Source organism: bacterium (Candidatus Blackallbacteria) CG13_big_fil_rev_8_21_14_2_50_49_14 (genome assembly GCA_002783405.1).
GTDB lineage: Bacteria > Cyanobacteriota > Sericytochromatia > UBA7694 > UBA7694.
Genome location: PFGG01000047.1, coordinates 1 through 14047 on the forward strand (window position 1 = coordinate 1; position 14047 = coordinate 14047).

A 14047-nucleotide genomic window follows, 5' to 3' on the forward strand; every position below is an offset into this window, starting at 1 on the left:
TGGATTCACCGATTAAACGACCTGTCTCCTGGAGGATAAAATGCGTACAGGTTTTATTGACTATTACCAAACCCTGGGGCTGGATAAAAAAGCCAGTGCCGATGAAATCAAAAAAGCCTATCGCAAACTGGCGCGAAAATACCATCCCGATGTCAACCCCAACAATGAAGGTGCCTCGCGAAAATTCAAACAGGTAAACGAAGCCAACGAAGTACTTTCAGATCCTGACAAACGCAAGAAATATGATACCTATGGCGAACAATGGCAGCATGCCGATCAGATCGAACAAATGCGCCGACACCAGGGGCAAGGTCAGCAATATACCTATAATACGGATTTTGGCGACGGGTTTTCAGACTTTTTTCATTCGGTGTTTGGTTCCATGTTTGGCAATAACCCGTTTGCGGGCGGAGGCAATCCTTTCGCAGGGGGAGGGCCCCGTCCAGGCCAAAACCGGCGCCCGGCAAAGGGCCAGGACTATGAAACCGAAGTGCAGCTCACACTTGAAGATCTGCTCCACGACCACAAACGCACCCTGACGATTGATGGGCGTCAGATTCGCCTGACGATCCCTGCCGGGGTGCCTGATGGTCAAACCATCCGGGTGCGCAATCAAGGCGGCGAAGGGGGCCCCGGCACAGAAAAGGGAGATCTCTACGTGACCTTCCGGGTTCGATCACACCCCAGCCTGGAGCGCAAAGAAGCCGATCTGCATCTAAAATTGGATTTGGACCTCTATACCGCTATTTTAGGGGGCGAGCTTGAAATTAGAACCCTTGAAGGCTCTCTCAGACTTAAAATTCGACCCGGTACACAAAATGGGACCCGCATGCGCCTTCGGGAAAAAGGACTGCCTGTGTATAAAAACAATACCCAACGCGGTGATTTATTTGTCAATCTGGAAGTCCGCCTGCCCGAAGAACTCAGTGCAGAAGAAAAAGAACTCTTCGAAAAACTGGCAGCACTGCGAAAAAAATAAACACAAATCAAACACAAATCAAAGCTCTGCTTAACAAACCCAAAAACTAAGTTTGCATGTAAACTGTCATAAATGACCATATGCAGATACAGAGTAATTTATGAGTAATTCCCACTTGGATCCTGAGCTGAGCGATATTTATCTGGAGCGCCTGGCTGTTGCGCACCAATCGCTGCAACATATCCACCGCGATATGCGTGACTACCAAAAAGCAGTTCAAGCTGCCTATAAAATTTTGGAGCAGCTCAGGGTTCACCCCCAACTGGCAGGTGCGCTTTCGCTCTCTGCAGCCATTCCCCTGCCCTCAGAAGAGGAATTACCGATCTATCTGGATTTTCTCAGTCGGGTCATCGAACAGCTCTTAAAATCAGGCTTAGAACCCGAATTATTACGTCGTATCCGCCAGGGTTTGACTTTTCTTTTGCCTCGCCTCTGGACCCCCCCAGAATACCAGTTGAAAGCCTTTGCAAAACTCAAGCCCACCCTGCGCAAGGGGGCTCAAATTTTTGACAATCAGGTTTTACTCAACACACTGAGTGAAATTGAAGGTTTAAATCCTGAAAAACAAATCGAACAGGTCATGGCGGGCATTCAAAGCAATCTTGTCGCCTATGAACCGGAAGAGGTCGGGCTGATTGTGGCTTCCTCTATGCCCTTTGTGGAACAGATTCTGATGTTCTGTACCCTTCCTGGCCTCTACTGGCAAGTCTGTATTACCTGGCAGGAAGCCATTCAAACGGCCATGATTACACCTCCTGCCCTGGTAGTTTTTCAGTGGGACCCCACTGAAAGTCAAACCTTTCCAACCCCTGAAGCCCTCAATAAAATGGACAATGCGGATATTCTGGCTGTAACCAGTGATTTTAGCACTACCGAATTGGAAGGTCTGCCCGAACGTGTCGATCAGGTTCTGGAATTAAAATGGCTGCCCCGTTTTCTGCCCCGCCTTTTACGTAAAAGCCTCTTGCGTCAACGCCATTTGTCCCATCATCGCCGCCAGGATTTTCTCACGGGCTTGCCTTCTCCTTTGGGCATCAGCCATCAGTTCGAACAATTGCAAAATCTGATCAGTCGTCTCAAAGCACCCTTATCCATGGCTGTGCTTAAACTTGAACGTTTCAAACTGGTCGAAAAAGAACAGGGCCCCTATCTGGCCAGTCAATGGCTCAAATCCTTCGCTCAGAAACTTCAAGGTGCCTTACGTAAAACCGATCATATTTCCCGTTGGTCCCCCGATCGCTTTATTTTACTGTTTCCCCATACTCCCATGGCAGGCGCTTTGATTGCCCTCGAAAAACTCCAGCATGGCCTGGAGCAAGATCAGCCTTTTTTGAACAATCCTGAGTATCTTCCCGCTTTTTCTGCCGGTTTGACCCAGGTCAAACCCGATATGATCTTTGAAGAAGCCCTCTTGGATGCCTGGCAATTGATGAAAGAAGCTCAAACACCAGGCAGCTCCCCTGTGCGCTGCCGGGCAGAAGACATCACCAGTGAAAGTCAACCGCATATTCTTTTGTTGGATGACGATCCCCTGATCTTGCAAATGCTGCGCTTTGTCATGTCAAAACAAGGTTTTCAGGTCACACAACTCAGCGATGGCAATCAGATTTTGGATATTTTGGCTTCCAAACCTGTTTCGCTGGTGATTATGGACGTCAAAATGCCTGGCATTGACGGGTTCGAGGTTTTGGAAATGATTCGCAAACAACGTGAATTTGATGAGTTGCCCGTGGTCATGCTCACCTCTCTCAAAGGCGAAGAACATATTGCCAGAGGCTTTGAGCTCGGTGCCAGTGACTATCTCTACAAGCCCTTTTCACCCTCTGAACTGGTGATTCGGATCCGGCGTTTTCTCAAATAAAGCCTTCGATTACAGCCTGTAAAGCAGTGCAAAACCCAGCCCAAAATACAATTGATCGCCTCGGTTTTCGCTATTAAAAAGAGCTGAAAAAACATCATAGCGCAAAAGCCCAAAAACATCAGCGTAAAGCTGAGGCAAAAACTGAAGCTGAACACCTGGACGCAAAGCCAATGAAAAACCGCCATTTTGACGGGTCAAATAGCTGAATTGCGCCCCCAGATAAGGTTCCACCAGAGGCAAAGGCCAATACCAGCGGGCATCCAACTGCAGGGCCACAGAATTGTCGGCCTGAGCAAAAAGCAAGCTGCCCCCCGTGCCAAACCAGGGATCCATGCGATGTAAAACAGACAGACCCCACCAATTTTCTCCTGCGAGGGGCTGGTTCAAAAGGCGATCGTAGCCCAGACCGTCATGGCTAAAAACCGGGCCCCAATACCATTGCGAAACAACGGGTTCAGAAGCGACTTGCACATCAGGCGGGGGCGGCTCCTGAGCCTGCAGTGGCAAGGCGGCTATCAGCAGGAAAAGCAAAAAGCCAAAGGCCAGCGAAAACCTCACCCGCTATTCTACCGTCACAGACTTGGCCAGATTGCGGGGCTGATCTACATCATAGCCCCGACGCAGAGCGACATAATAGGCCAGTAGCTGCAAAGGCAAAACATTGATCACAGGGGAAAGCAATTCAGAAACCAGGGGCACATAGATCACATCATCGGTCACTTCCCGAATCCGTTCATCCCCCTCTGTGGCGATGGCAATGACCTGGCCTTCACGGGCGCGAACCTCTTTGAGATTGCTGATCACCTTGTCATAGGAGCTGCCTGCAGTGACCAGGGCAATGACGGGCATCAGCGGGTCAATCAGGGCAATCGGGCCATGTTTCAGCTCCCCAGCAGCATACCCTTCGGCATGAATATACGATACTTCTTTCAGCTTCAGCGCGCCTTCCAAGGCAATCGGGAAATTAATCCCACGCCCCAAATACAGACAATGGTGGTAACGCAAAAGACGCGTTGCGGTTTCCTGAACCTGGGGTTCTACCATCTTCAGAGTTTCTTCCATAATCCGGGGCAGCTTGCGCAATTCGCGCATATAAGCAACCAAGGCCGCTGTTTCCATCCGGCCTCGGGCATGGGCAAACTGCAGGGCCAAAAGCTGCATTGCTGCCAGCATCGCAATAAAGGCCTTGGTCGAAGCCACACTGATCTCAGGGCCTGCATGAATATACAGGGTGCCGTCAACTGAGCGGGTAATCGCACTGCCTTTGACATTGACCACCCCCAAGGTACGTGCCCCCATCTCCTTGGCCATGCGAATCGCAGCCAAGGTATCCGCTGTTTCACCCGACTGGCTGATGGCCACGACCAGGGTGTCGTCATCCAGGATCGGATCGCGGTAACGGAATTCAGAAGCCAAATCCACCTCAACGGGAATACGCGCCAGGGATTCCAAAAGATATTTGCCCACCAGACCCGCATAATAAGCCGTGCCACAGGCCACCAGGTAAATTCTGCGAATGCCACGCAACTGATCTTGGTTGAGATTCAGTTCATCGAGATACAGGCACTGATGAGACTCTGACAAACGACCCGCCAGGGTTTGCCCAAAAGCTGTGGGTTGCTCGTGAATTTCCTTGAGCATAAAATGGTCATAGCCCATTTTTTCAGCGGCCACAATATTCCAGTCAATGGTATGCACTTCATAGGGCAGGCTCTTGCCCTGCAAATCGTAGATTTCAATCCGATCTGCCGCAACCAGCGCCATCTGTTCATCTTCAAGGTAAATAATATCGCGGGTATGCCGCAAAATCGCAGGAACATCTGAGGCAATAAAATTGGCATCGCGCCCTTTGCCCAAAAGCAGGGGACTGTTTTTCTTGGCTGCCATCAAATAATCGGGCTGATCAATATGCATCACACAGATCGCATAACTGCCTTCAAGCTGGGCAATGGTCTTCTGAACCGCCAGCTTGAGATCCCCCCGGTAATGGTATTCCACCAAATGCGCAATCACTTCGGTATCTGTTTCAGAATCGAACTGATGGCCTTTTTCACTCAGAAACTGCTTGAGGTCGAGATAGTTTTCAATAATGCCATTGTGCACCACCACCAAACGCTTTTGAGAATCGGTATGTGGGTGCGCATTGAATTCTGTCGGACGGCCATGGGTGGCCCAACGGGTATGGCCAATCCCGATATGGCCCGGCAAAGGATGCACTGCAACTTTTTTAATCAAATTCCCCAGCTTACCCACCTCACGTTGGATCGTCAGACCCGTTTCAGGATGGTAAACGGCAACACCTGCGGAATCATATCCACGGTACTCAAGCCTTTGAAGGCCCTCAATCAAAATATCGATGACTTCTTCGTGACCAATATATCCAATAATTCCGCACATAGCTCTGTTCCTTTGCAAATGGCTGCATGCAGTATAATCCAAAAGACCAGAGAGCGAATACTACTATAAGCCAGGGGCTAAGCCTGCCAGACTTTCAAGCCTCGCTTATACACACTGTGCACCAGATTCACGCCAAAATGGTAGGGAATGGCCCCATGATTGGCAGCCTCTAAAACCACCAGATCAGCAGCCCGGCCAGGAGCAATCATACCCGCCTGTTCCCCGCGATCGATAGCGTAAGCCGCATTCAAGGTCACACCCGCCAAAGCCTCAATTGGCAGCATCCCCATTTGGGTACAGGCTAAAACACACATAAACAATTGCGACTCACAGTAACACCCCCCCGGATTCAAATCCGTAGACAAAGCCAAGGGCAAATCCAGTTCACGCATGGCGAGCGTATCTGCGTAGGGGAGCCCTAAATAAAAGGCTGTTCCAGGTAAAAGCACAGGAATTGTACCTGCTGCTTTCATGGCCTGGAGCCCCTCAAGCGGCGCAAACTGTAAATGGTCAGCCGAAACCGCCCCCAATTCCCCCGCCAAAAGGCTGCCCCCCGAAGCCGCAAGCTCATCCGCGTGAAGTTTCAGTTTCAAGCCCTGCTCACGCGCTTTTAATAAAATTCGGCGCGTATCTTCAGGCGTAAAAAAACCTGCTTCACAAAAGACGTCGCAAAACTCTGCCAGTCCCTGCGCTGCCACAGCAGGAATCATCGCGACCACCTCATCAACATACTCCGCATGGGGGTGATCATGTGGAACAGCATGCGCTCCCATAAAGGTCGAGACCAAATCAATGGGATGCGCCTGATCTGCCGCTGCGATCACCTGTAAAATCCGCAATTCATGTGCCAAGGAAAGGCCATAACCGCTCTTTGCTTCTGCAGTGGTGGTGCCATGGGCCAACATGCGATCCAAACGCTGCAAAGCCTCTTCCAAGAGTTCTTCAAAAGAGGAGGCGCGGGTACGCGCCACCGTATAATTAATCCCCCCCGACATGCGCGTGCCCTTCGGTTGGTTGCGAGCCGTCCGAATCCGCTCGGTCAACTCATGTTCACGGGTCCCTGCAAAGACCAGATGGGTATGGGGATCCACCAGACCGGGTATCACAGCCCTTCCCTTCACAGAGTAGGCAGGCACACCCTTTGGGTTGGAAAACAGATTCATCGTGCCATAATCTGCAATCAGACCTTTTTCAATCCGCAAAAAAGCATCCTGTAGAATTTCAATCTGATCCATTTGAGAAGGCAAAATCGGCCCCTGGTGTTCGGGAATATACAGGGTGACCAGCTCACCAATATCTGTCAGAAAATAATCAGAATTCAAATCAGATGCTGTCATCACTTCGTACTCCCTTGCGTTCAACTCGCTCTGGTGTCAAGCTAACATATCTCAAGCAATCCTGGGTTTGTCTTTTTGCAAAGATAGGATTAAACTGCTTATTCACATGGGCACTTAAGCATAAAACCAGACAAACAGTCAGGAACCCCCTTGAAAAAAAGAATGCAGCAGAAAGAATCAGGCACAGCATCTACTTTGCAACTGCTCAAACAGATGCCCATGATGACTCTGCTTTGGACCCCTCCACCGGAAGCAAGTCTGGTTTTCCTGAGCGCTCCCCTTTACCATCGCCTCGGGCTTGACGAAGAACTGCCTGCTTCTGAAGAACTGCTGAAGGTTCATCTTGCTCCAGAAGATTTTGAAAAACTTTATACCCTACTGCACACGGGCCCTTTTCCTCAATCACTGGATTTCACATGGGAACCCGCCCTCAAGCCTGGCTTTCAAAGCCGCTTAACCCTCACACTTTTGAAAGGGCATCAAGGCATTTTGGGAAGCCTTGAACCCCTCCCCCCCCAATCTGCACTGCAGATGAGCAGCCAGCAACCTGATCTGAGCCAGAAACTACTCACTGCGATTATCCAAGCTTCTCCCCTGCCCATTTATTCCATTACAGCCCAGGGCTTTGTCACCAGTTGGAACCCTGCCGCAGAAAAAATTTTCGGGTTCAGCAGCGAAGAAGCCATGGGAAAAATCTTACCGATCGTGCAAGCTGAAAATCAATCTGAATTTCAGTTTTTACGCAGCCAGGTGCTGCAGGGGAAAATTTTTCAAGGAGTTGAGGTGATTCGCAAAAATCGCAAAGGTGAAGAAATTTATCTCAGCTTGAATATTGCCCCCCTTTACGATCAAAACCAGCAAGCCACAGGCATGATTGCCATTACAGAAGACATCACACGGCGTAAACAAGCTGAAATAGAGCTGCTGGAGCTGAACCTGCACCTTGAAGAAAGGGTGCAGGAACGCACGCATGAACTGAAAACTGAAATCACGCAAAGAAAAGGCATTCAAACTCAACTGCAAAAGACCAATCAGGAGCTCTCGCATGCGCTGCGCATCAAAGATGAATTTCTTGCGAATATGAGCCATGAATTGCGCACCCCCCTGACCGCCATTCTGGGTTTAACCGAACTGATGCAGGAAAAAGAAAAAAACTCACAAAATCTGCAATACCTAGAAACCATCCATGACAGTGGCCAACACCTGCTCTCATTGATCAACGATATTCTCGATCTTGCCAAAATTGGCGCTGGGCATTTATCCCTAAAAACAGAAAACATCAATCTGCATTTACTCTGCGAAAAGAGCCTGCGCCTGGTCAAACAGATGGCTGTGCACAAACGGCAAACATTACGCTATGAGCCAGAAACAAAAGATATTCAATTGGAAGCAGACCCCTTACGTCTCAAGCAAATTTTGGTCAATTTGCTTTCGAATGCGATTAAATTCACTTGGCCCGGTGGACAAATTGTCTTGCGTATAAAACGGCAGGACTCGGGTGAAATTGTGATTGAAATTGAGGATACCGGCATTGGCATCAAGCCCGATGATCTGGAAACAATTTTCGAACCCTTTGTACAGCTTGAAAGCGGCATCAGCCGCCAAGCTGGAGGAACAGGTCTGGGGCTGGCGCTGGTCAGGCATCTGACACAACTTCACAAAGGCAAGATCACAGTCAAGAGCACGCCCGGAAAAGGCAGTTGCTTCAGACTCAGCTTACCCGACCAGCAAAGCCAGGCCTAAAACAGGCCAAGCCAAACAGAGGGCTGGTAAAAACAAACCCTGTCTTGAAATAGAGGTTGGAAAAGAACTTAAAGCGAAAGCTGGTAGCTCAGAACAGGTGTCTTGTCGAGACTGTAACTCAGTGAAAAAGGCTCTAAAAACTCGCTGATGCGGTATTTGTTTTCTAAGCCATAGTTGTATTCGGTGGCTACCATATAGGCATCACGTACATTCCAGAGATGGTAACCCAACATGCTTAACGTAATCATGGTATTGCCTAAGCTTGAAGCTTCTTCAGGGCGATTGGAAAGCAAGGCAAACCCCATCAGGCCTCCGGCCAAAATCAAGGTGCCTCCCCCCATAATCCAGAAACTGCGGGGATTGTCATTGCCGACATACAGTTGCCCCAAGCCCGGATAAAGTGCTGAAAGCAAAAAAGCCTTTGCAGGATCTTTTTTCATTTCAACCAGGGTTTCCTGGCGGCGTTTATCAAATTGAGCCAATTCCTGCTTGTCCAAAGAACTCAGACCAAAGGTTTGCGTGCTTGCAAAAATTTCGCTTGCGGGCGCTGCCTGAACGGCAAACACCTGGGAAGCGACCAGAATCAGACTGAGGGACAAGGATTTCCACTGAAATTTTCTCATGTGTTCCAGAATACCATAAGTTTTCAAGATTGTTGATAGCCCCGATCACAATTTCTCTTCGGCATCAATCAGCCCAGGCAATCAAGCCTCCCAAACGCCCAGTAAGCCCCTGATCCCGTCGGAAAGAGAAAAACAGTTCAGGCTCACTGACTGTACAACGATTCAAACTGAACAGTGTTTCGGGCTGAATACCCGCTCTCAAAGCCTGACGTCTGTTAATTTCTACCAAATCAAGATGGACTTTTTCGCCTTTGACACGCGCCACTTGTGGATCACGAATATCCACATGATCCGCAAACGCCTCAGCCACCTCAGTGCCCACTTCAAATTGTTCAAAGCCAATGCCTGGACCAATTGCCACTTGAATCCGATCGGCCTGGGCACCAAACTCAGCTTGCATACGCTCAATCACCCGCCTGAGAATCTGGGCCTGGGTTCCCCGCCAACCGGCATGAACGGCTCCGATCACATGCGCCACAGGCTCAACCAAAAGAATCGGCAAGCAATCCGCAACCTGAATCAAAAGCGGAAGGTCTGTCTCGGCAGTGATCAGCCCATCGGTATCCGCAATGCCTTCTTCCTGGCTGAAAGCCCCCCGCCCCGCATCTTCAGCTTTTACGGTATAAAGCCCTGCCCCATGACACTGCCGACAAGCCACCAGACGCTCGATATTCATGCTCAAGCCAGCCCCCAAACGGCGGCGGTTTTCAAGCACAGCCTCATAGGCTTCTGTTTCCTGACCCGTGGGATATTTGAGATTGAGTGATGCATAAGGCGCTTCGCTCACACCCCCGGCTCGGGTTGAAAAGCCATGGCGCAGACCGGAAATATTCAGCCAGGCAGGGTTTTGTAAAAACAGCGGATGGGTCATGAAAAGCCTCCTGAAACAGCATACTGCATGCCTCCAGTATCTCACAGAGTACAAAGCAATGCTCCGCCGCAAGCCCGGTGGTGGGTTTGCACTCAAACAAAGCCCAGAAAGATAAGTTCTTGATGGTAAAATGCATGCAATTCGTGATTGACAGAGGTAAATCGTTCCATGTTGCAACGCCGTCTTTCTCTGCTGACGCTTTTGCCGCTCTTAAGCCTGAGTCTTTGGCTAAGCCCTGCTTGCCAAGTTTCCGCCCAAGCCAGCCCAAATCAAGCGGGAGAAGAAAATGCTCCCAGTTTTGAAAAAACCATCAAGGGTTTTACTGCCTTGCCGGGACTGTTTACGTTTTATCTCAAAGAAAGCGATCACAAAATCCTGCTCGAAATTCAACCCGCTCAGCTGGATCAGGTTTTTTTGCTCAGTATTACCCGCGAAGCCGGAGACGGCGCATTTTTTGATTCTTCCTCTCAGGAAAATACCTTGCCCGTTTATTTTCACAAGGTCGGAAAAACCATTCAGCTTCTGGTCAAAAACTACAATTACCGCGCCGATCAGAACACCGCCATTCAGCGGGCCATTCCACGCGGGGTCAGTGATGCCCTGCTGGGATCGACACAGGTGATCGGCCCTCCGCATCCTGAAAAAGGCGCCTTGCTGGTGGACGCCGCCGAGCTCTTCGTCAGCGATTTGGCCAATACCGGCCGTTTTTTTCAAATGCTGCAACGCGAAGGTCTGGCCAGCTATCGTTTAGACGAACGCAACAGTTATTTACAGAAAATCAAATCCTTTCCTGAGAACAATGAGATTGAAGTGCTCTTGAATTATCTGGGGGAGGGCACAGATTTCCCCACCCCCACCCTGGCCGATGACCGTGGTTTTCGGCATCTGATGCATTACAGTCTCAGCAAACTACCTGAAACCAGCTATCAGCCGCGTTTGGCTGATGATCGCGTGGGACACTTTACCACCATGTATTGGGACTATAACCAATTCTCCAAAGAGGATCCCTATGTCCGCTATATTAACCGCTGGAATCTTGAAAAAGCAGATCCCCGGCTGCCCCTCTCTCCCCCCCGCGAGCCGATTGTGTTCTGGCTCGAGAATACCATTCCCACAGAATATCGCGATGCCGTTCGAGAAGGCGTTTTGCTCTGGAACACTGCCTTTGAAAAAATTGGTTTCAAAGACGCCATTCAGGTCAAGCAAATGCCTGATGACGCCGACTGGGATCCCGCTGACGCCCGTTACAATACCATCCGTTGGATGGTGAATCCAGGTGCCAGTTATGCTGTGGGCCCCTCGCGTGCTCACCCTCTGACAGGCGAGGTCTATGATGCCGATGTGCGCATCAGTGCGGATTTTATCCGTGCCATGTATAACGAATACGATTTTTGGGCCACCCCTTTGGCTGAGGCCCCCAAAGCCCAAAACCAAACCAAGGCCCGCAAAAACAGCCAGCAGCGCTGTGAGTATTCTCAGGGGCTGGCACATGAACTGAGCTTTGGTCGCCAGCTGATGGCCGCACGCGGAAGTCTCTCACCGGCCGCTTCCGCTCAATTTATTCACGATGCTATTATTGCGCTGGTGGCCCATGAAGTTGGGCATACCTTGGGTCTGCGCCATAACTTTAAGGCCAGCACCCTGCACAAGGCCTCCGATCTGCATTTGCTCAATCAAACCCGCAGCAAGGGCCTGACCAGTTCTGTCATGGATTATGTGCCCGTCAATCTCGCCCCCAAGGGTGTTAAACAGGGAGAATACTACCAAACCACCCTGGGGCCCTACGATTACTGGGCGATTGAATACGCCTACCGCCAATTCACCAAAGACAGCGATCTCAGCGAAAAGGGCCAGCTCGAAAAGATTGCAGCCCGCTCCAGTCAACCCGAACTGGCCTATGGAACCGATGAAGATGTCTATGGCGGCCCCTTGTCAGTAGATCCCTTGGCCAATTTTTGGGATCTGGGGGCAGATCCCCTGCTTTTTCAACGCCAACGCCTGGAATTGGCCCAGGAGCTGTTCAGCAAACTGGAAAAAGAATTTGAAAAACCCGGCGAACGCTATCCACGCCTGCGTCAGGTTTTTTCGATGGCTCTCAGTGAATACTTTGTCTCTGTACAGGGCATTGTCAAATATGTAGGCGGCATCTACACCCACCGCAACCATATCGGAGATCCCCAGGCCCGCGTACCCCTGGAAGTTGTACCCGCAGCCAAACAGCGCGAAGCATTGGAGCTGGTTGCAACGCAGTTGTTTAACCAGGAAGCGTTTCAATTCAGCCCCGAACTGCTGAGCAAAATGGGCCCCGAACGCCAATGGGATTTTGAAGACAGTTTGCTGGATTCAAGCCTGGATCTGCCTCTGCATCAAATCGTCAAATCCTTGCACAGTCGAGTCTTGGGCTATTTACTCAGCTCTCCACTTTTGAACCGGATTCAGGACAATGAACTGCTGTTTAAAAAGGGAGAAGCCCGCTTTACGCTGGAACAGCACTTCAGTTTTCTGCGTGACAGCATTTGGAAAGAGCTCAAACAAGGTCAAAATATTGTCAGTTTCCGGCGCAATTTACAAAGAATCCACCTTGAACAGCTCAAACAGATTTATTTAAACAGGAATTTGTTCTTATCTGCAGATGCCCGCACCTTGGCCCGTCAGGATTTAATCCAGTTGCGTCAGGGAATTGATCAGGCCTTGAAGGTTTCAGGAGTCAAACTGGATGCCTTGACACGTGCGCATTTAGACGAATCGCGTGCCATCATGGATACCACGATCAAAGCCAGCATCGCGCGTTAGACAGATCAGGCGGGCAGCTAACGCCCGCCTGCCAATTCAATTTTCCAGGGAGCCAGGCCCACGACTTCGCCAAAAAGGTCGTAATCATCAGAGGCCTCAATGCGCACACGCACGCGATCTCCGATCTTGATCGAACCTGCAGGCAGGGCACGGGCTTCTGGGGTCTCCGCCAGATCACCATGCACACAGAAAACCTGTCCGTCAATTTCAGGGGCATCGGCCCAACTGCGCCCAATCAATTGGCCGGGTTCCTCATTATAATCGTCGATCACCACATCCATTTCGGAGCCAATGCGGGCAGCCAGTTTTTCAGCTGAAATCGCCTGCTGAAGCGCCATAAAACGCTCATAGCGTTCCTGTTTCACTTCTTCAGGCACCAAATCTGAGAAATGGGTAGCATCAGCTTCTTCAACCTCAGAATAGGTAAAACAACCCACCCGATCTAAACGGGCTTCCTGGAGAAAATCAAGCAGCAATTGAAAATCTTCTTCAGTCTCCCCCGGAAAGCCAACAATAAAGGTTGAGCGCAGCACAATTTCAGGACAAATCTGACGCCAGCGGCGCACGTACTCCAATTGCTGTGCCGCACCCGGTCGCCGCATGCGTTTCAGCACCGCTGGGCTGGCGTGCTGAAAGGGCACATCCAGATAGGGCAAAAGTTTGCCTGCGGCCATCAGTTCCACCAGTTTATCGACAAAGGGATAAGGGTAAACATAGTGCAACCGCACCCAAGCACCGGTTTCTCCCAATTGTGTCGCCAAATCAACCAAATGAGCGGGAATCTCCCGCCCTTGAAAGGCCGTGCTGCGGTGGCGAAGATCCACGCCATAGGCGCTGGTATCTTGTGCAATCACCAAGAGTTCACGTGTACCACTGCGCAGCAAGCGCCAGGCTTCGCCCAAAATATCTTTGCTGTCGCGGGAAACCTGCTTGCCCCGCAATTTGGGAATAATACAAAAGCTACAGGTATGGTTACATCCTTCTGCAATTTTCAGATAACTGAAATGGCGAGGCGTCAGTTTAATTCCCGCTTCAGGCACCAAAGCCGTATGCGGGTTCTGATCCGGGGGAATCAGCTCATGAATGGCATGTAAAACTGCATCATCGGCCATCGAGCCTGTAATCGCATGCACCATCGGATAGCGTTCACGTACCGTTTCAGGGCGTTCGCCCAGGCAACCGGTCACAATCACTTTACCCGTTGCATCCATGGCTTCGCCAATGGCTTCCAGCGATTCTTCAACCGCAGGGGTAATAAAACCACAGGTATTGACGATCACGGCATGGGCTTCCTCATAACTGGGTGCCACTTCATAGCCTTCGGCCCGCAGTTGGGTCAGAATACGCTCACTGTCGACCAAGGCCTTGGGACAACCCAGACTGACAAAACCGACTTTTTTAATTGCAGAAGAGGGAGATTTAATTTTAACCATAGCCTGCATT

10 protein-coding genes are annotated in these 14047 nt (G+C 50.3%); 4 read left to right on the forward strand and 6 right to left on the reverse strand.

Going from position 1 to position 14047, the window contains the following annotated elements:
- Window positions 1-40 precede the first annotated feature (40 nt).
- Window positions 41-979, forward strand: a complete 939-nt coding sequence (locus COW20_11280; protein ID PIW47755.1) for a molecular chaperone DnaJ — start codon at window positions 41-43, stop codon at window positions 977-979.
- 100 nt (window positions 980-1079) lie between these two features.
- Window positions 1080-2840 (forward strand): hypothetical protein, encoded by a 1761-nt coding sequence (locus tag COW20_11285; protein PIW47756.1) that lies wholly within the window; start codon window positions 1080-1082, stop codon window positions 2838-2840.
- A gap of 9 nt (window positions 2841-2849) precedes the next feature.
- Here the strand turns inward: COW20_11285 and COW20_11290 are convergent, their stop codons facing one another.
- The 3 genes from COW20_11290 to COW20_11300 all read right to left on the reverse strand — a co-directional run bounded on the left by COW20_11290 (window position 2850) and on the right by COW20_11300 (window position 6574).
- The gene (locus COW20_11290; protein PIW47757.1) at window positions 2850-3398 is read right to left on the reverse strand and encodes a hypothetical protein; all 549 of its coding nucleotides are present in this window, start codon (window positions 3396-3398) and stop codon (window positions 2850-2852) included.
- Between the two features lie 3 nt (window positions 3399-3401).
- Window positions 3402-5237, reverse strand: coding sequence for a glutamine--fructose-6-phosphate transaminase (isomerizing) (gene glmS / locus COW20_11295; GenBank protein ID PIW47758.1), 1836 nt, complete (start codon window positions 5235-5237; stop codon window positions 3402-3404).
- A gap of 77 nt (window positions 5238-5314) precedes the next feature.
- Window positions 5315-6574, reverse strand: a complete 1260-nt coding sequence (locus COW20_11300) for an imidazolonepropionase (GenBank protein ID PIW47759.1) — start codon at window positions 6572-6574, stop codon at window positions 5315-5317.
- Between the two features lie 162 nt (window positions 6575-6736).
- Between COW20_11300 and COW20_11305 the strand changes: the two genes are divergently transcribed.
- Window positions 6737-8317: a hypothetical protein gene (locus tag COW20_11305; protein PIW47760.1), complete on the forward strand. Its 1581-nt coding sequence runs from the start codon at window positions 6737-6739 to the stop codon at window positions 8315-8317.
- A 68-nt stretch (window positions 8318-8385) separates the two neighbouring features.
- Here the strand turns inward: COW20_11305 and COW20_11310 are convergent, their stop codons facing one another.
- The gene (locus tag COW20_11310) at window positions 8386-8940 is read right to left on the reverse strand and encodes a hypothetical protein (GenBank protein PIW47761.1); all 555 of its coding nucleotides are present in this window, start codon (window positions 8938-8940) and stop codon (window positions 8386-8388) included.
- A gap of 64 nt (window positions 8941-9004) precedes the next feature.
- Window positions 9005-9811 (reverse strand): peptidoglycan editing factor PgeF, encoded by an 807-nt coding sequence (locus tag COW20_11315; GenBank protein ID PIW47762.1) that lies wholly within the window; start codon window positions 9809-9811, stop codon window positions 9005-9007.
- A gap of 168 nt (window positions 9812-9979) precedes the next feature.
- On the opposite strand from COW20_11315, the gene COW20_11320 reads away from it, so the two are divergent.
- Entirely contained in the window at window positions 9980-12604 is a 2625-nt protein-coding gene (locus COW20_11320) for a peptidase M43 (protein ID PIW47763.1), read from the forward strand.
- 17 nt (window positions 12605-12621) lie between these two features.
- Here COW20_11320 and COW20_11325 read toward each other — a convergent pair whose 3' ends face one another.
- Window positions 12622-14046, reverse strand: coding sequence for a 30S ribosomal protein S12 methylthiotransferase RimO (locus COW20_11325; GenBank protein PIW47811.1), 1425 nt, complete (start codon window positions 14044-14046; stop codon window positions 12622-12624).
- Window position 14047: the final 1 nt, after the last annotated feature.